Source organism: Sediminispirochaeta bajacaliforniensis DSM 16054, from assembly GCF_000378205.1.
GTDB lineage: Bacteria > Spirochaetota > Spirochaetia > DSM-16054 > Sediminispirochaetaceae > Sediminispirochaeta > Sediminispirochaeta bajacaliforniensis.
On the sequence record NZ_KB899418.1, the window covers coordinates 123,925 to 141,710 of the forward strand.

The 17,786-nt window shown below is 53.1% G+C and carries 21 protein-coding genes; 5 read left to right on the top strand and 16 right to left on the bottom strand.

All coding sequences use genetic code 11. From position 1 onward, the window contains the following. Window position 1 precedes the first annotated feature (1 nt). From F459_RS0113520 to F459_RS0113545, 6 genes are read right to left on the bottom strand one after another with little or no spacing between them, the layout of a single operon-like run. Window positions 2-292: a VpaChn25_0724 family phage protein gene (locus F459_RS0113520; protein ID WP_020613258.1), complete on the bottom strand. Its 291-nt coding sequence runs from the start codon at window positions 290-292 to the stop codon at window positions 2-4. After that, on the bottom strand, window positions 289-681 hold the full coding sequence (locus tag F459_RS0113525; protein ID WP_020613259.1) for a hypothetical protein: 393 nt from the start codon (window positions 679-681) through the stop codon (window positions 289-291). The genes F459_RS0113520 and F459_RS0113525 overlap by 4 nt, the downstream gene beginning before the upstream one ends. Then, window positions 681-977: a hypothetical protein gene (locus tag F459_RS23960; protein ID WP_154651688.1), complete on the bottom strand. Its 297-nt coding sequence runs from the start codon at window positions 975-977 to the stop codon at window positions 681-683. The genes F459_RS0113525 and F459_RS23960 overlap by 1 nt, the downstream gene beginning before the upstream one ends. Next, a complete protein-coding gene (locus F459_RS0113535; RefSeq protein ID WP_020613261.1) occupies window positions 889-1,182 on the bottom strand; it encodes a hypothetical protein in 294 nt (97 codons plus the stop codon). Before F459_RS0113535 ends, F459_RS23960 begins: the two co-directional genes overlap by 89 nt. Further along, the gene (locus F459_RS0113540) at window positions 1,179-1,592 is read right to left on the bottom strand and encodes a hypothetical protein (RefSeq protein WP_020613262.1); all 414 of its coding nucleotides are present in this window, start codon (window positions 1,590-1,592) and stop codon (window positions 1,179-1,181) included. The genes F459_RS0113535 and F459_RS0113540 overlap by 4 nt, the downstream gene beginning before the upstream one ends. Before the next feature lie 13 nt (window positions 1,593-1,605). Next, the gene (locus F459_RS0113545) at window positions 1,606-2,280 is read right to left on the bottom strand and encodes a hypothetical protein (protein WP_020613263.1); all 675 of its coding nucleotides are present in this window, start codon (window positions 2,278-2,280) and stop codon (window positions 1,606-1,608) included. Window positions 2,281-2,551: 271 nt separating this feature from the next. On the opposite strand from F459_RS0113545, the gene F459_RS0113550 reads away from it, so the two are divergent. Continuing rightward, entirely contained in the window at window positions 2,552-2,992 is a 441-nt protein-coding gene (locus F459_RS0113550) for a GTP-binding protein (protein ID WP_154651689.1), read from the top strand. A 1-nt stretch (window position 2,993) separates the two neighbouring features. Further along, window positions 2,994-3,671, top strand: coding sequence for a vitamin B12 dependent-methionine synthase activation domain-containing protein (locus tag F459_RS0113555; protein WP_020613265.1), 678 nt, complete (start codon window positions 2,994-2,996; stop codon window positions 3,669-3,671). A gap of 61 nt (window positions 3,672-3,732) precedes the next feature. On the opposite strand, the gene F459_RS0113560 is transcribed toward F459_RS0113555, so the two are convergent. From F459_RS0113560 to ilvB, 3 genes are read right to left on the bottom strand one after another with little or no spacing between them, the layout of a single operon-like run. After that, the gene (locus F459_RS0113560) at window positions 3,733-5,013 is read right to left on the bottom strand and encodes an NAD(P)/FAD-dependent oxidoreductase (RefSeq protein WP_020613266.1); all 1,281 of its coding nucleotides are present in this window, start codon (window positions 5,011-5,013) and stop codon (window positions 3,733-3,735) included. After that, entirely contained in the window at window positions 5,013-5,513 is a 501-nt protein-coding gene (gene ilvN / locus F459_RS0113565) for an acetolactate synthase small subunit (protein ID WP_020613267.1), read from the bottom strand. Before ilvN ends, F459_RS0113560 begins: the two co-directional genes overlap by 1 nt. Continuing rightward, the gene (ilvB, locus tag F459_RS0113570; protein ID WP_020613268.1) at window positions 5,510-7,183 is read right to left on the bottom strand and encodes a biosynthetic-type acetolactate synthase large subunit; all 1,674 of its coding nucleotides are present in this window, start codon (window positions 7,181-7,183) and stop codon (window positions 5,510-5,512) included. Before ilvB ends, ilvN begins: the two co-directional genes overlap by 4 nt. A 213-nt stretch (window positions 7,184-7,396) precedes the next feature. On the opposite strand from ilvB, the gene F459_RS0113575 reads away from it, so the two are divergent. Next, window positions 7,397-7,990, top strand: coding sequence for an epoxyqueuosine reductase QueH (locus F459_RS0113575; RefSeq protein WP_020613269.1), 594 nt, complete (start codon window positions 7,397-7,399; stop codon window positions 7,988-7,990). Here F459_RS0113575 and F459_RS0113580 read toward each other — a convergent pair. Genes F459_RS0113580 through F459_RS0113595 form a run of 4 tightly spaced genes read right to left on the bottom strand, consistent with a single transcriptional unit; the run spans window position 7,959 to window position 11,791 of the window. Continuing rightward, complete coding sequence (locus F459_RS0113580) at window positions 7,959-9,176, bottom strand: nucleoside-diphosphate kinase (protein ID WP_020613270.1); 1,218 nt, start codon at window positions 9,174-9,176, stop codon at window positions 7,959-7,961. The genes F459_RS0113575 and F459_RS0113580 overlap by 32 nt on opposite strands. A gap of 28 nt (window positions 9,177-9,204) precedes the next feature. Continuing rightward, the gene (locus tag F459_RS0113585) at window positions 9,205-10,428 is read right to left on the bottom strand and encodes an aminotransferase class I/II-fold pyridoxal phosphate-dependent enzyme (RefSeq protein ID WP_020613271.1); all 1,224 of its coding nucleotides are present in this window, start codon (window positions 10,426-10,428) and stop codon (window positions 9,205-9,207) included. Further along, on the bottom strand, window positions 10,425-11,270 hold the full coding sequence (locus F459_RS0113590; protein WP_020613272.1) for an SDR family oxidoreductase: 846 nt from the start codon (window positions 11,268-11,270) through the stop codon (window positions 10,425-10,427). The genes F459_RS0113585 and F459_RS0113590 overlap by 4 nt, the downstream gene beginning before the upstream one ends. After that, the gene (locus F459_RS0113595) at window positions 11,267-11,791 is read right to left on the bottom strand and encodes a MarR family winged helix-turn-helix transcriptional regulator (RefSeq protein ID WP_020613273.1); all 525 of its coding nucleotides are present in this window, start codon (window positions 11,789-11,791) and stop codon (window positions 11,267-11,269) included. Before F459_RS0113595 ends, F459_RS0113590 begins: the two co-directional genes overlap by 4 nt. Before the next feature lie 139 nt (window positions 11,792-11,930). Between F459_RS0113595 and F459_RS0113600 the strand changes: the two genes are divergently transcribed. Then, window positions 11,931-13,133, top strand: a complete 1,203-nt coding sequence (locus F459_RS0113600; protein ID WP_020613274.1) for a YgeY family selenium metabolism-linked hydrolase — start codon at window positions 11,931-11,933, stop codon at window positions 13,131-13,133. A 51-nt stretch (window positions 13,134-13,184) separates the two neighbouring features. Here F459_RS0113600 and F459_RS0113605 read toward each other — a convergent pair whose 3' ends face one another. Beyond that, window positions 13,185-14,564, bottom strand: a complete 1,380-nt coding sequence (locus tag F459_RS0113605; protein WP_020613275.1) for a sensor histidine kinase — start codon at window positions 14,562-14,564, stop codon at window positions 13,185-13,187. Next, window positions 14,557-15,276, bottom strand: coding sequence for a response regulator transcription factor (locus tag F459_RS0113610; RefSeq protein WP_020613276.1), 720 nt, complete (start codon window positions 15,274-15,276; stop codon window positions 14,557-14,559). The genes F459_RS0113605 and F459_RS0113610 overlap by 8 nt, the downstream gene beginning before the upstream one ends. A 73-nt stretch (window positions 15,277-15,349) precedes the next feature. Between F459_RS0113610 and F459_RS0113615 the strand changes: the two genes are divergently transcribed. Then, window positions 15,350-16,900, top strand: coding sequence for a RecQ family ATP-dependent DNA helicase (locus tag F459_RS0113615; protein ID WP_020613277.1), 1,551 nt, complete (start codon window positions 15,350-15,352; stop codon window positions 16,898-16,900). Here the strand turns inward: F459_RS0113615 and F459_RS23630 are convergent. Then, on the bottom strand, window positions 16,806-17,783 hold the full coding sequence (locus F459_RS23630; RefSeq protein WP_081623736.1) for a C40 family peptidase: 978 nt from the start codon (window positions 17,781-17,783) through the stop codon (window positions 16,806-16,808). The genes F459_RS0113615 and F459_RS23630 overlap by 95 nt on opposite strands. Between the last annotated feature and the right edge of the window lie 3 nt (window positions 17,784-17,786).

Sequence of the window (17,786 nt, forward strand, 5' to 3'; positions counted from 1 at the left end):
CTCACTCCGGGATAGGGCGGTCCACACCCTCCACGCGAGCATGGCCTTTCGCTACATCCAGCCCGAGCCTGGTGAGCTTTGCAACGATGATACCGTTCCCCAGATCCTCGGCGGCTACAAGGTTCTGCTCCTTCAACCACTGGATCTGCTCATTCACCTGGGAAACACCGACGCCGTGACCATAGGCCACCAGGAGGCGCTGGAGCATCTCGTTGCTCAAGGAGTAGTCGTTGTCGTTTTCCATCCCCTGCAGCATGATGATCCGCTGGTTGGGACCGAAGATATCTTTCATCCATCCTCCTTACGTCGCGCCATAAAGCGCTCCTGCAGGACCCGCACGATGTTACTGATACCCTTGAGCTCCCCCTCCATGTTGGATAGTCGGTCCAGCAGGGTGGTGAACGTCCGGTTCTCCAGATTGCTCACCCGTACATGCAGCTTGTTCACATCGTCGCTTCGTTTCTGCTCCATTCGATCGATCCGAGCATTGATCTTCTCCTCAAGCTCGTCCAGGTTCGTCTCGAGCTTCTCATGTAGTCCGTCGACGGCTTTTTGCAGGCTACTGGTCACCTGCTCCTGGTGCTCCCGCTTGTCCTTGCGGAGTCGGTGGTTGAGGCTCAGAAATGCCACGATCAACCCTGACAGGCTGATTCCGGTGCTGATCCATACGCTGTAGTCCACTACTCCTCCTTTCCGCGATAGAACTCCAGGGTGTCCCGAAGGTCTGCAATCTCCCGCCGATACTCGATGATGTTGTACCGGAGCGCCCGGTAGTCATCGTAGGTCAACAGGAGTCCGCTGAGCTCCGGCACATCCTTAAAGTGCACCGGCTTGATATCCGCCGGCGCCGGGAGAGGAGGGTGTACCGCCTCCGGTTCCGCTACGCTCTCAATCGTCTGACAGCTTGTCAGGAAAGAGAGCGTTAGCGTCATGAAACAGATCGGAATCATCCGTTTCATCCACACGCCGCTTCTCATCCGCAGCCTCCTGTCTGTTCTCTTGGCGATCTCCCATGAGATCCTGCATATCGTCCAGTTTGTCGTTCGCCCGATCAATCGCCGCCTCGGCCGCTCGGTTCTCCTCCCGAAGCCGTGCGTTCCGCTTGAACAGAAACCACAGCAGACCGAACTCGAGAGCTACCACCCCAAGCAGTACCAGTACCGCCGTAACACCGATACTCACGCGCCCGCCTTGGCTGCGCCGTCCGTACTGGTCGCCGCCTTGTTGGCCTTCATCCCGGCAATCATGATCGCGATAATCCCCACGATCCCCGGCCCGAGAAAACCGATCGCCAGCTCGAGGTTCATCCCACTGAGCTCCTGCCGGACAATCGTCACCACAAAGATCGCCCCCATGAGCGCCATCGCGATCCAGTATTTCCACATGTCAGCTCGCTGGTACTGCCCCTTCGGGAGCTCACCGGTACTCTTGACGATCGCCCGGAGATCCAGCGCGGTATAGGCTGAGGCCGCCGCCAGGAACGCCCCGGCCATCGCGCCGATCACCGAGGTGCTGCCGAGGTACCAGATCGAGAGCGCCGTAATGATCGCCGCAAAGATAAGCAGGCTCAGCTGCTTGTGTCGTACCTTCATAACCACTCCTTTTTCAGACCGCCGATCGGATCACGTGGGCCCACTTCTTCCGATCGCCGGATCGCTTCATGATCCGCATGAAGTCGATCGGGCTCATCGGCGTGTTGTTGCCGTGGTGATCCGTGTAGCTGGTCAGGTAATTTCCGTATGGGTCGTCGATAAACAGCTGGGTCAGCTGCTCAAACTTCGGCGGAAAGTGATCCTGCTCGTTCCCTTGCGGGTAGGCGATCCGGCACCCGGCCAGGCTCACCACGTGACTGAGCTCGCCGCCTCCCTGCAGCGGGAACAAGCCAGACAGCACGATCCCCGCGCCGTCGGTCAGCTCATGGATCAACACGTCCAGATCCCAGTCCACCCGGAAGGTACTCACCTCTTCGCCGAGGAGCTCGTTCACTCCCCAGCTCAACACGGCGTGTACCTCATTCGGAGGATAGAGCGCTTCACCTGTCGCCTTGTCAATCGCCCAGGGCGTCAACCGCCGCAGCGCTTCCATCCCTTTCTCCCCGCGCAGAAACGCGGTAAGATGGTCTTCTGGCTGTACACCCGCCGGCGCCGGAAGATCCCGGCCCGCCTGTTTCAGCGCCATCACCATCGATGTGGTATTACATGAGGCGTGAGGAATCAGCGCGTTATTGCGCTGGGTGTGATAGTCGTTGTCCTGGCTGAAATTGTAGACCCTCGGATTCATACTCCGAGGATAGCCGCCACGTGGGGAGTCTTTAACGTACGACTACTTAGTAATTTGATGTAGGAAGGTACGGCGCCGGCGTTTTCGCGTTTGGTCCCAGGCTCGGTATAACACGCCGTCACCGTGGTTATCGCGTTCGATTGGTCCGCCGTTTTCGTTTCACACCGTGCAAGGCCGCGTTCATTTTCCGTCCCACGATATCCCGTTAAATCCCGCCGTATCCCGGAGTTTTCTCGTCATATCGTGGATCTTTTCACATCACGTCTCAGTAGTGGCTTCCCTCGGTCCCGGAAAGCCGATGTACACCGTCACCGAGGCAAAGATTAATGCTGAAATTCTGACAGGGAATGCTCAAAGTTTCACCATGAAGCCCAATGCGAGGTATAAGGGTTGGGGAGCCTGCGGAAGGCCCAGTTCCTGCATCTTGCGAACAGCATCGCCAGTTGATCCCGAAAAACTGCATGCATTTCTCATAGAGGCAAAACGCTTCGCCTTCCGGCTGAAAGGATACCTGCCGCTTGCTCCCGAAGGGCTGCTCCACTTGGTGGATTGCAGTGATTCACAGATTTCCATAAGGCCGGCTGCCTTCGGCCCAGGGGGAAAAAGGAAAGAGGGGCTTGTAGTAATCGGCAAAAAACTCGCTCCCCCGAACCAGGAGGTAATTACCACCTGGAAGCAGCAGGTGGGAACGGATATCCATATCGAAGAATAGCATGAAAAAGCACTACATAGAGGCGAAAGAGTTTACCATTCCCTTTGAAACCCTTGCCAGAAGAGTCAGGCTCGATCTCGCCCCGGATATGGAAGGTTCCTTGCGCGGGCTTCTGGAAACGGCATTGAAGATCGCCCGCCCCCGGGGAATCTGGATGACAACATATATAGAAAAAAGAGACGATCAGGGATTTAGCAGTGGAGGCGAACGCTTTTCCAGTAGCCTTGCCGCAAGAAACGTGGCAGCGGTGCATCGCATCTTTCCCTACCTCGTCACCTGCGGTCCGGAGTTCGATGAAATGGAACTGCCGGGAACGGATATGCTCGAAGGCTTTTGGCTCGACGAGATCAAGGAACTCGCCCTTGGGGCCGCCCTCAAGGCTGTGAGAACGGATCTGCGCACGACCCATAAGACCACTACCATCCATTCCATGAACCCGGGATCGGGAAACATCGATGTTTGGCCCATCGAAGAACAGCGTCCCCTTTTCAGGCTTATCGGAGAAGATGCCCAAAGATGGAGTGGTGTCACATTGACCGATTCGCTGCTCATGGTGCCGAACAAAAGCATATCAGGCTTCTTTTTTACCGGAACCTCCAATTATGAAAGCTGCGCCTACTGCGACAGGCATGACTGCCCGGACCGCAGGGCCCCCCGTCTCCGCGCTAAAAAAGCCTAAGGAACCATACACACGACTGCCTGATTGCGTTGAGAGAAGTGTTCCGAATAGTGGTGATGGACTATGAGGCGAGTATCCCCTCGGCCGCCCGAATTCCGCTTGCCCAGGCAGCGGTAATACCACGGCTGGTACCTGCTCCGTCACCCGCAAACCAGATGGAATCCGTCACGCGAAAATGGCGATCGCAGAACTCCGGACGGTTCGCATAGGTTTTCAGCTCGGGATAGTACATGATGGTGCTGGGATGCATGACCCCCGGTACGATGGTATCGAGCATTTTCATGGACTTCCAGATGTTACGGAGGATTTTCGCAGGCATGGCAAGGGAGATATCCCCCGGAGACGCTCCGGCCAGCGTCGGCTTAAAATCATACAGATCACCGGTAAAGCTCCCCTGTTTCGAACGCTTGCCGAGACGAAAGTCCCCTACCCGCTGCATCAAAGGACTGCCTCCTCCCATCAGCATGGCCTGAAGACCAAGATTTTCGGCAAACTGCTGACCACTTACAACCGGTTCGGTCAGACGGACGGTATTGAGAATGGCAAAGTTGGCAAGACCGTTGTTTTTTCCCCTGGCGGAAGAGTATGCATGGCCGTTCACCGAATAGAAGGTCTCTTCCCGGGAGCTTTTGTAACGTTCCTGTACCACATGTGCATTACCACTGTTCGTACAAAAGGTCCGTACTTTCCCGGGAAAGAGGAATTTCGGGTCGTAATAATCGCGGACAATGGAGTAATGCTCCACCCGGGTTTCTACGCGAATTCCAATGTCGACGGTATGATCCACGTATGCAATGCCAAGCTTGTCCATAAGCTTCTGAAGAAAAAGGAAGCCCTTTCTTCCCGGAGCCACAAGAAGCGAGGAATAGCCGAAACGACTATCGCCGGCGGTAACAACCCGTGCATCCTGGTCGATATCCTGTACCTCCGAGCCGAGAGAGAAGCGCACTCCCCGCTCTTCCAGACGTTTGGTAAGGACTTTGATCAACTCAAGCCCGCCGTCGGTGCCGAGATGTGTCTGCTGAACATTCAACAGTTCAACTCCCAGACGTTCCGCACGGCGCTGATAGACCAGCAGGTTCGTCTTCGCAAGAATCGTCGGTGCAAGTTCCCGCTTTACCAACTCAAGATAGTGTTCAGCCTCTTCCTTCTCCCAGTTTTCCCGGGGAAAACCGATTGGATAGGTAAAGTTCATCTTGCAGTCGTTTCGAAGCCCCCCGGTGCTGTAACGCTCACCATCAACCAGGAGAATCGATAGCTTCGGCGAAGCCTCGGATATGGCAAAAGCTGCCCCCAGACCGGCAGGACCTGTTCCAATAATAACGACATCAAAGGTTTCCATTAAGCTCCCTTTCCATTCCCGACCTTTTTTCCCCGTTCCAAAGCAATGCGGCCGGTCCTAATGGTTTCAAGTATTCTGAATTGTGAAACCAGATTGATGGCACTGTCAACCGATGCACTGTCCCCGGTAAGCTCAATGATCCAGATATTTTCCGAAGAATCAAGAATGTTGGCATGGAGTGAGGTGACTATCTGAAGAAGCTGCGGTCTCTCCTCCTCGCGAACCTCGAGTTTTACAAGGGCATGCTCCCGCTCTATGATACGCTCACGGTCGATGTCCCAGACCTTGATGACGTGCACCAGTTTCTGAAGCTGCTTACGGACCTGTTCCAGAACCGCATCATCCCCGGAAACGACAATGGTAAAACGGCTTTTCCCCTGTATTTCGGTATTTCCGACGGCAAGACTTTCGATATTGAAGCCCCGACGACTGAACAGACCAGAAATTCGTGTCATGACACCGGGGGTGTCATCGCACAAGATGGAAATGGTATGCTTCATGCTTCTACTCCTTCAATAAGGTCGGTAAGGGTGGAACCTGTCACCATGGGATAGACATTTTCTTCCTCTTCCACCATGCATTCAATCACCTTCGGACCACGAACCGTCTCAAAATCTTTCAGGACATCCTTCAGCTCGTCGGCAGAGGCGACGCGGCGGCCGGCAGCCCCGAGGGCCTCTGCTGCAAGGGCAAAGGAGACACTTCCGCCTATTTTACTCGCATCGAAGCCTCCCCCGTAAAAGGCATCCTGCAGTTGTTTTATCATTCCAAGGCGCCTGTCATGAATAATCACCGCGGTAAGATCCACATCCAGTTCCGCCGCACAGGCAAGCTCCTGAATGTTCATCATAAAAGAACCGTCACCGCTCACAAGCAGCACCCGTTTGTCGGGCCTTGCCAAGGCAGCTCCGATGGCGGCGGGCAGGCCGAAGCCCATGGTACCGAGCCCTCCGGAGGTAATAAAGCTCCTGCCCCCGCGCACGGGGAAGTATTGGGCGGCATAAATCTGATGCCGCCCCACATCTGTGACCAGGATCGGATCCTGAAAATAGGTTTTCACGTCTCGAAGGATGGCGGGAGTCGAGAAGTCGCCATCTCCCCCCGGGAGAGGATGCTCGGATGCGAAAACCGAAAGTTCATCGCTCCAGGATGAGTCGGCGGAGCACTCTATCTGCTCGCACAAACGGGGAAGGATATCCCCGATATCACCGACGATGGGCAGGTAGGCCGGGACATTCTTTCCGATCTCCGCGGGATCGATGTCGATATGGATGATCTTCGCATCGGATGCAAAGCTGGCCAGGGAACCTGTGGAACGATCGCCGAAGCGAGTTCCCACGGCTATGATAAGATCGGCTTCGGAAACCGCCTTATTGGCCACACATCTGCCGTGATAACCGAAAAGCCCAAGATTACGGGGATGTTCGTTGTCCAGAGCCGATTTTCCCATCAGGGTATGCACAACAGGAATCGAGCTCTTATCAACAAAGGAAGCAAAAGCATCGAAGGCATCGGCAAGAAAGATACCACCGCCTGCAATGATCAGAGGCCGTTTTGCTCCATTGATCATTCCCGCCGCCCGTTTTACCTGTCCGGTATGCCCCTTTATGGTCGGAGCGTAGCCCTCAAGCTGACGGTTTTTTTCATTTGTCGTCGAAAACTCAGCAGTTAAGATATCCTTCGGAATGTCGAGCAGAATCGGTCCTTTTCGTCCGGTCGAAGCAAGGTAGACGGCCTGTTCCACTATGGGACCGATCTCTTCGGCATCCTGTACAAGATAGTTGTGCTTCGTAATGGGAATAGTGATGCCGGTGATATCGACTTCCTGGAACGCATCATTACCGATCATATTCCGGGGGACCTGACCGGTGATGGCAAGTATCGGAGAACTATCCATATAGGCCGTGGCGATGCCGGTCACAAGGTTTGTGGCACCGGGGCCGCTTGTGGCCATGCAAAAGCCGACCCCGCCGCCTGCCCTGGCAAAGCCGTCCGCCATATGTGCCGCTCCCTGCTCATGGCGTGCAAGGATGGGGTGAAGGGGACTGCGGGAAAGTGCCTCGTATATTGGCAGGTTGGCACCTCCCGGATATGCAAAGATATATCGTGCTCCTTGCCGTTCCAGCTCCTTCACCAAGCGCTTTGCGCCTGTCGATTTCCCTTTCTTCACGTTCCACCTCCGGCGATAATCTCGGAAACAAAAAAAGGGCCTGTCGCCAATCGGCGGCAGGCCCTGGAATTGCTCCGGTATTCCCTATCCGCTTCTTCGGCGACCTGCGTCAACGACTACTAGTACGACTACTACGAGAACAGATAGAGATACGACAAGATTTCGTACAGTCGCCGTCATCGACACAAAACTCCTATAGATAGGTTCAAGCTTATGGAAGAGAGTGTAAATGTATGCTACGCTTCGGTCAAGATGGCAACTGAAGGAAAAGGCGTAAAGATACTGCTCCACGCATGCTGTGCTCCCTGCGCAGCCCCCTCGGCCGAGAGACTTTTAGAGGAGGGGTTTCTTCCCACCCTTTTTTATTCAAATCCGAATATCGCACCTGAGGCAGAATGGAAACGGCGGCTTGAGGCCCTGGAAGTGCTCGCAGATGCCTTCAAACTTCCGCTTATCGTGGAGAGGTACGACCATGCATCCTGGCTCTCTTTGGTCCGAGGCCTGGAAAAGGAACCGGAAAGGGGCAGACGCTGCACTATCTGCTTTCGCAGATCAATCGATGCGGCGGCAGAAAAGGCACGGCGTCTGAATATTCCCCGTTTTACAACAACCTTGACCCTTAGTCCCCTGAAAAATACCCGCCTTATATTTGCACTCGGTAACCGGCACGAAGGCTTTCTTGAACGGGATTTCAAAAAAAAGAGCGGTGTGGCCAGAAGCGTCGAACTGTGCCGAAGCCTCGGACTCTACCGCCAAAACTACTGCGGATGCGAATTCAGCCTTCGACCCGGGCAATGTAATCCTTAAGCACCCTTCCGCAGTTGTTCTCTTCAATCTTCAGGATCTTCATCTCACGCTTGGCATTCTCCGGCGAATCGGAAGCGTGTGCCGTGTTTACCATGACATTGCTTCCGAACTCCCGACGGACGGTCCCCCCCGGCGCCTTTGTAGGATCGGTAGGTCCAAGCACATCCCGTATCTTATTGACGGCATCGACCCCCTCGTATATCAGAACCATGCTTTTTACCTTTCCCGGATTGTGCTGTTCGTCCACAGGACAATCCTCGGGCCGAATGCCCGACATAAATTCGACAATCTGCCCGAACTGGTCCTCGGCATAGTACACACCAAAGGTGTTGGTAATTTCGCGTCGAAGCTCCTCACCTATCGAAATTCCGAACTCCCGCTCCAGCGTGGCCGTTGCCTTTTTACCGAATACCGGAGAAAGCTTATCCCGCAAAACATTTTTTACCGGCCCGTAAAACTCCAGGGCCTGAGCTACCGACATGCGCTGCACCTTACAACCGATGATACGCAGACCAGTGCGGCTGAACATATCAATAATGGTCCCCGGACGGCTGGATGCAAACTGCCAGTTATCGGGTTTGATGATAACAAGTGTCCGTTCGATCTTTTCCGGCTCGGGATAGGTCATATTGTCGATCAAATTCGGCTCACTGTCGATGAAGTCGGCAAAGACCTTCATATGCTTCAGTGCAGTCTCCTGATTCCGGGGTGTCATCACCGCGGGTTCAAAGTAGCGCACATTGTGGGGATTTTCTCTATCGAGAATAAGGTCGGCATAGGTATCCCGAATCGTCTCGCCCGTAAGCGATTCCGGACCCCGATTTTCCTGGTACAGGGCACCGGCTACATCCGAAAGCTTTTTACAGGCATCTGTACCTCGGAAAAGCATCATAAGCACCCGATGCCGTCGCCCACCGCTAGGTACGAAATTCTGACGGACATAGTCGGCAAGAAGCCTTCCTGCGGAAGGCAAATTGGTATCCTCGTGATGGGGAGGCGTATTTTGTTCAAGGGAAGCGGCATAGGCCTCGGCAAGTTCATTTGAGGGAGCAAAAATCTGCGCCCCAACCAACTCAAGGTCGACGCGGGACAGAAGCCGTGAAATGACACCACCGGTTCTGCTTTTTGCAATGGTATAGGGTGTAGCCAGAATATAGGAAATTTCGTCGCTTTTCTCTTTCTCCATACATTAATCCTCTTGTTTCTCGTATTCTTTAGATAATATGCAGCTTTTTGGCCTCTTCTTCGGCAATATCCAGGAACATATCCAACTCAGCATCCGTATGGATGGACATGTAGCTGGTCCTGATAAGCGCCCGGTTGGGAGGAACGGCAGGACTAATAACGGGATTAACATAGATACCACGTTCAAAGAGGGCCTTCCAGAACATGAAGGTTTTTTCATTATCGCCGATAATCAGGGGAATAATCGGAGTCGACGCAGTTCCAATCTCAAAACCAAGCGAGGTAAAACCGTCAAGCATCTTTCGGGCTATCTGCTGAAGGCGATGGATGCGCTCGGGTTCCGTCTGAATAATAGTTAAAGCTTCCAAGGCGGCTGCCACATTGGAGGGAGGCATGGAAGCACTGAATATGAGGGGCCGGGCAAAATGTCGGATATAATCGATAATGTCCCTGTCTCCGGCAACGAAACCGCCGATGGAACCGAAAGCCTTTGAAAAGGTACACATGGTAAGGTCGGTAAGCAGGCTGTCGCCATAGTACTCACAGGTGCCTCGCCCTGTCTCTCCGACCACCCCGATGGCATGGGCCTCATCAAGATAGAGAGCCGCACCATATGTATCGGCAATGGCCTTTAGCTGTGGAAGCGGTGCAATATCCCCTTCCATGGAAAAAACGCCGTCGGTAACCAAAAGCTTCGGAGCGGATACAGGCAATTTACTTAAGACCCCTTCCAGGTCTTCGAGATTATTGTGACGATAGCGATGAAGCGTAACCTCCCGGTGCAGTCCCCGGGCCAGGAAAATCCCATCCATGATCGATGCGTGATTATATTTATCACTGATTACATGGGCGCCCCTTGCGGCAAGGGCGGAAATGGCGCCGAGATTGGTCTGATATCCCGTGGTAAAGCAGATGGCTGAATCTCTTCCGACAAAAGAGGCCAAACGCCCCTCCAACTCTTCATGGAGGTCGAGGGTCCCGTTCATAAACCGGGAACCTGAACAACTTGTCCCATATTTTCGGACCGCCGCTTCGGCCGCTTCCTTTAAGCGAGGATCCAATGCCAGCCCAAGATAGTTGTTGGAACCTGCCATAAAAAGTTCGCGCCCCTCGATCACGACCTTGGAACCGCGATATGCTTCGATCGGCCGGAAAAAGGGGTAAAGGCCGCTTTCCCTCGCCTGATCTGCTTCCCGATACTCGTGACAAGGCTCAAAAATAGGCTTCATGGCCCTTTCGGAACTAATGTTCATAGCTGATTTTCCTTTCTATCATTTTGTTTTTGTCGCTGATATCTTCTTACCTCACGATCCATAACGGAACGGACGAACCAGGGACAAAATCGTGAAAGAAGATACACCATTTTCGCCCCCGATCCCGGGATAATGAGAAATTTCTTTTTGTATATCCCCGCCAGTAGAGCCGCTGCCACCCTATCGGGAGACATGAGCCTGACATTTCCGCTTACGGCCCTGGTTTCCGGCGGCTTTGTTTGATCTTCCTGTTGAAGCTGCGGCGTATCGGTATCGGGAGGACACAGAACCGAAACACCAATCCCCCTGGGTTTCAGCTCTCCCCTAAGCGCCTCGGAAAACCCCATGACCGCAAATTTTGTCGCCCCGTAGGCCGTATATCCGAAGGTACCGACAAATCCTGCAACCGAAGAAACCGTAACGATATGCCCGCCAGCACTCATATGGACAAGGGACGATTGAACAAAATTCCATGTCCCTGTTATATTAATATCAACCATTTTTCGATATTCTTGAAACGGCAACTGCTGAAAATAATCCGGATAGGCAGTCCCGGCACAGGTGACTAGAATATCGGGAACCCCGACGGATTCAACCGCTTTGCCAATGGCATCATCCACATCCTTTCGATTGGAAACATCGGCCCGGAAGGTATGTACGGCTTTCGGATAGCGTACATTCAAAGCCTGGCCGACATCCCCTAAGCGCTCTATGCCCCGGGCAAAAAGGACCACGCTTGCACCCTCGGCAAGAAAGGCCTCTGCCGCTGCCCGCCCTATACCGCTTGATCCCCCGCTGATATAGACCAGCCTTCCACGGAAGATTCCGACAGGAGGGCTCATACTCCAGACTCCAAAGATTCGCTCTTTTTTCTGGCAAGAAGCCAACCACTTAATTCCCTGTAGTAGCTTCCCTCGAGATGGCTGACAGCCTCGGTAAGCACATTAATAAGCTGCCACCGCTTCTCGTCGCTATCGAGGGCATGAAGGATATTGGCGGCTATGACCCGATCGACCCGATCATGATCCCGCTGAATCGCCCTTCCCGCCTCGGTCAGTTCAAGGCCGTAGGACCTTCGATCCCGATTGCTTTTTACCCGCTTTATCCATCCACGATGAACAAGGCGATTGATACTGCTGGTTACCGTACTCCCGGGCAGCGACATAATATCCCTCAGCTCCTTGATGATGATGTCGGGCTTCAACCAGACAAGGCTCATCAGCTGCAGATCGATGGGAGGAATATTATTCAAACTCGGAGCCCAGGCCCCGGGAAAGCGAACGGCATTAATCAGTGCATGAATAAGAATATTCAGTTCTTCAATTTGTTTCCCGGGATACAGTACCGGATCTGTCTTTTCCATAGCGCATCTAAACTACCATAAAAAAAAGAGAAAAGGAAGCTTAACACTTCGTAAGTATTCTAATAAAACCGTTTTCAAGTTGAACGAATTTCGTATTTCTTGTAAGCTGTGGTGAGATACGGATTGCTGGAGGTGTGTCATGGAAACAGCTGATAGTGCTGGAAAAATCTCTTCGTATATGGAACAAAATAAGGCGGAAATCGTCACATTTCTTCGAAATTTTGTTGCAATCAAAAGCGTCACCTATGAAGAAGAGGCGGCGGTGCGCTGGTATGCCGACCAATTGAAGGATTTCGGGTTTGATGAGGTGCGAATAGACCCGGTAGGAAACTGTATCGGGAGGATCGGATCGGGAAAAACCGTTCTCCTTTTCGATGCCCACATCGATACGGTGGACCCCGGCAAGGTTGAAGACTGGGGAATGGATCCTCTCAAATCAAGCTATGATGATGGAATAATCAGGGGCCGAGGTGCGGTGGACGACAAGGCGTGTCTTACAGGATTTGCCTTTGCAGGAAAGGCACTGAAGGAGTTGCATCTTGATGGAGATTATACCATGTGGGTCTCTGCCAGTATCAGCGAGGAAGATGTCGAAGGTTCCTGCGTCAAGGCAATGATGGAAGAAAACAAGGATATCAAACCTGATTACATCGTTGTCGGAGAAGCAAGCGAAATGCGCATCATCCGAGGTCATAAAGGACGGGCCCTTATCAAGGTGGAGGTGACGGGAAAGGCCGCCCATGCCAGCGCAGCCTGGAGGGGAGAAAACGCCCTAATAAAGGCCCTGCCTCTGATTAAGGGGATCGACGACATGAAAGAGTTTGTGAAGGATCCCTTTCTCGGAGGCGGTTCGATCGAAGTAACGAAGGTGGACTGTGATACCCCGAGCCTCAATACCATCCCAGGAAGGGTGACGGTGACGATGGACCGCCGTATAAGCTGCGGAGAACGTGTACAAGATCTTCTGAACGAGGTAAAGCCCCTGGTGGATCAGGTGGGAGGAAAGGCATCCATCGATGTGGAAAGGGTTACCACCTATACCGGTTACCAGATCGAACAGGAAGACTATTTTCCAAGCTGGGTCATCCCCGAAGATCATGTACTGATCGCTACCGGCGTTACAACCTTTAAAACACTATTCGACCGAGATCCTGTTGTAGGGTCCTGGGATTTCTGCACAAACGCAACTCATCTCTGCGGTCGTACCGGTATTCCGGCCATCGGCTTCGGTCCCGGAGACGGATCACTGTGCCATTCCACCCAGGACAAGGTATTGGATTCCGAAGTAGTTGATGCGGCAAAATTCTACGCCCTTTTTCCTCTCGCCATGGCGGGAAAATAGAACATTGTCCCCCGCCCCGCTCCCGAAAAGCGGGGCGATTAGGGGAAAGCATCATACAGGAAGGAAAAAGTAGAAGTGAGCTCCCGCTTCCGACGGATAGAGACCTACACGGCCTCCGTGTAACTCTACGGCGCTCTTAACGATGGCCAAACCAAGCCCTCGTCCTCCCGGATTCTCCTCAGAACCCGTGCCCCGATAAAAGCGTTCAAAAACCCGCTTTCGCTCCTCTTCTGCAATTCCCGGGCCTTCATCTCGAATGGAAAATTCATATCCTCCATCTCCCTTTACAAGGCCCATGGTGATGGTTGAATCGGGAGGAGAAAAACGAAGGGCGTTTGAAATTAAGTTATCAAGTGCCCTATCGATCTTTACCGCATCGATCATAATTGCGGTCCCTTCCCGAAGAGAACTGTCGAAAACAATCTGCACCGATCGTTCTCTGGCCGCCGGTTGAAAACGGTCCTTAGCACGCAGACAGAGGGCCACAGGATCGCTTTTTTTAAGAGACAGCCGGTCGAAAAGGCGTTCCATGCTGCTGATCGCCCGCAGCTCTTCAATCAAAGAACTCAGGCGGTCGACATCCGACAGGAGGGCATTAAGCTGCCGATCGTCAAGATGGTAAACCCCGTCCGAGACCATCTCCATACGGGACTTCAACAGTGCCACGGGAGTTCGCAATTCATGGCTTACATCGGCAATGAGTTGCCGCTGGCGCTCCTCGCTTCTCCGTAAATTCGCCGCCATCTGGTTGAATTGCACCACAAGCTGGTCAAACTCCGCGGCTCTTCCGGCCGAAGATGGAAGTCTGACCGAAAGATCACCCTCGCCAATCTTTTGTGCGGCCTGCTGTAACTCGCCGATGGGTCTGATAATGCGGTAGGTGATAAAAATAACCGCGGCGATCGCTACAAACGCGGAAAAGAGGGCCGAGAGAAGGAGGGCCCTGGCAACTCCGCCGAGAAAACGCTTTTGATAGGGAAGCAGCTGAGTGCCAAGCATCGATCCGACAAAGACCTCTCCGATCTTATCGTTGCCTACCAAAACCGATACCCCTTCTCGTTTCCGAAGGGCCTCACGTATATCCTCGGTGATATCGGGAAGCGTATGAAAAATAATTCTGCCCTCTCTGTCGACAATAACGATTCGCTGTCTCTGAGGCATAGGAGGTTCTCTATCGCCCATTCCTCCCTGCCCCATCATCGGATGCATATGGTGATCGGGAGAAAAGGGAACAAACTCCAACTCATCCCTGTTTCGATTTGCAAGGGCCATTGCCAAACTCCGGGCAAATTCCCGATCACCACGATCTACAAGATAAGAGAATTCGATACGAATCCGCCGCTGAACCGTAAGCCAGACCATAAGAAAGGCAAAAAGGAGCACAAGGGAGAATGCAAGGGTCAGCATCTTCCAGAGGGAACGACTACTCATCACCCTCTCCCGGAGGAACAGTAAAACGATAACCGATTCCGTGTATTGTTTCGATGTAACGGGGACGTGAGGGATCATTCTCAATGGCCTTTCTGATGTTCTTGATATGAACATCTATGGTCCGCTCATAAACCCCGGTATAATCCCCGGAAACCTCCTGAAGGAGTTCGTTTCGGGTAAAAACCCGATCGGGGTAGGAAACAAGCTGCTTCAAAATGGCAAATTGCCCCGGCGTAAGGGCCACCGGATCATTGCCAAGCCTTACTTTCATACTCACCGGATTCAGCCGAAGGGATCCGCGGACGATCTCCGTATCTGCCTCAGGCTCTTTCTCCCCAGAAGCCGAGCGGCGCAGGACGGCCCGTATCCTGGCCGCAAGTTCCTTCATGCTGAAAGGCTTGGTGACATAGTCGTCTCCCCCAATCTCGAAACCAAGTATCCGATCCGATTCTTCGGCTCTGGCCGTGAGAAAGATGATGGGAAGTCCCCGATCGGCCCGAACCTTACGGGCAACATCAAACCCGTCGAGCCCCGGCATCATAACATCGAGGACAAGAAGGTCCCACTCCTTTTCCCCGATAAGACGCAGAGCCCGGGAACCGTCAGAGGCACTTTCGGTAATAAAGCCCATGGCCGAAAGATAATCGCAAATCATCTTTGCAAGCTCCTTCTCATCGTCGACAACAAGAATTCGCTGTGTATGTTCATCCATAATAGTAAGATATCATAAAAATATGAACAAAGTGTGTCGATCTGCCCTTTATCTATTGTGAAGGAGATAAAACGTGGTAAAGGATATCATCGCGCAATGTGCAAAAGAACATTTCGGGATAGAAACGCTTTATCCTCAGCAGCGAATTGTCATAGCGAATATTCTCAGTGCCGCCGGTTTTTACGGTGAAGAAGAGGCAGACGAGGCGCCTAAAAATCAGTTGGTCATTCTTCCCACCGGTATGGGCAAAAGCATCTGTTTCATGTTGCCGTGCCTCCTCATGAATCCCCTGACCCTGGTGGTCTTTCCCCTCCTTTCACTGATGTCCGATCAAAAGCGCCGGTTCGACAAGGCCGGTATTCCCGTCGTCCTGATACGGGGAGGACAAAGCCGTGAAGAACGGCAAAAGATATTCCGCAGCATAGAACAAGAAAAGGCAACTGCGATTTTAACCAACCCTGAGATGCTGGAATCTCAAAGACTTATGGAGCTCCTTTCAACCGTCGAAAGGATTCATCTGGTCGTGGATGAGGTACATACCCTCCCCGAATGGGGAGAGAGTTTTCGTCCGGCCCTTCTAAAAATCGGGGAACTTTCCGAACGGCTTCCAATCACTCAGATCACCGCATTTACCGCCACCGCAGGAGAACGCATTATCAAGGGAGTCACACGTCTGCTTTTCCACGGAGAACCCCCGAAACTTGTCACCGCACTTCCCGATAGACCGAACATCCATTACCGAGTCATTCCAAGTCTCAACAAAAACGCCGACATTGCCGCCTTACTTGCCGGCGGAATGGGCAAAGGGGAAAATCATCGGGGAGAAGCCCCCACTCCTTTTGCCTCCCCGATGCCGAGGCCAGCGGTCATATTCTGCAGGACACGCAGGGAAACCGAACGGGTGGCAAGAGAACTCCGATACAACATGAAAGAGGACTCAATCCGCTTTTACCATGCAGGGCTCGAGCAAGAAGAAAAAGAGCTATGTGCCGACTGGTTTTTTAAAAGTACAGGAGGGATTCTTGTAGCAACGACAGCATACGGCATGGGTGTCGACAAAGCAAATATCAGGACCGTCATCCATCACCGACCCTCCCCCTCGGTTGAGGCCTTCCTACAGGAATCGGGACGGGCGGGAAGAGACAGGAAACCGGCCTGGTCGGTGGTGCTACTCTCTCCCGATGATCTTCACCCGGACCACGGCGACCAGCGCCATAAGGCCCTGCTTGCCTGCTTCACCGATGCGAATCGTTGTCGCCGGGAAGCACTCCTTCAGCTCCTCGACGCACAGATCAAGGAGTGCGGCGGCTGTGACGTCTGCGACAGAAGTGTTCAGCAAGAGGCACGTGGACGCCGGGAGCTGCTCACCCTTTTCAGGACAATGCCCCTGCGCTGGAAGGAAAAAGAAGGAGCAATCATGGCTGCAATCCGCTTCCCGGACATCACAACGGAAGAGGCCCATACACTCATCACCGCCCTTTTCGCCGAAGGAAGCCTAAAGAGGGTTTCCCGAGGGCCATGGAAGGGACTTATCTACCCGGCTGGTTTTCCCGTTTCCATTTTTCGAACTGATCTTTATCATTCTGCCGCCAGAGGGCGAAATCCCCTTCCACAACCCCGTTGAAACTATCCCAGGGAGAATCTTCCACCTGATAATAGCTCTTACTCAGGGCCCCGGGGCGGATTCTTGCAGCCGTTCCTTCGCCAGAGGACCTTGTAATGGAAACGATTCTTCCCCGATTCCAGAGAGCGCTCAGGGTTGAACCGTCATGAAACAAGATAGCCCCTTCTCCGTGAAAGGTTCCGGCCTGAAAGGCACCTTGATAGCGATCACCATTCTTCCAGAGATACTCTCCCTTTCCGTCGGGAAACCCTCCATGAAAATCACCACGATAAGAATCACCGTTGGAAAGATGTATAAAACCTTCCCCCTCGGGTTCTCCCTGATTCAGATTACCCCTATACGCTCCCTTGGCGTAATCCCGCTCAACCACCTGTGCAGCAGCAGTTTCCGATTGCGATCTACCGGTCTCACGGTAGAACCGATCATCAAGCACTCTTCTGCTCGTGTAGTAATGGTTGTTCCAATAGCGGGAACCGAGGCTTGTTATTGCGACGCCCCGGTTGGGGCCGTTCGAAATCGCATGAATCAAAGAACCTTGCCCCAGATACACAGCCACATGCGTCACCTCTCCCGCCGAAGAGCCGGTAGCGAAAAAGACAAGATCACCGGGAAGCAGTGATTGCCGCTGCACGGTACGGCCCAGACGGGCCATATCCCTGCTGATCCTGGGAAGGTTCTCCAAATAGGGTTTATAGAGGTAGGTAACGAAACCGGAACAATCGAATTTATCGGGCCCGGTAGCCCCAACAGCATATGATGACCCGACCAATTTCATTGCCGGTACGAGAATCAAACGATTAATTTCATTTGCAGATGCAAGATCAACGACCACCGGCAGCAAGAAAAATAACAACAGTGTCCTGATAACCTTGGCTTGACGCATGGT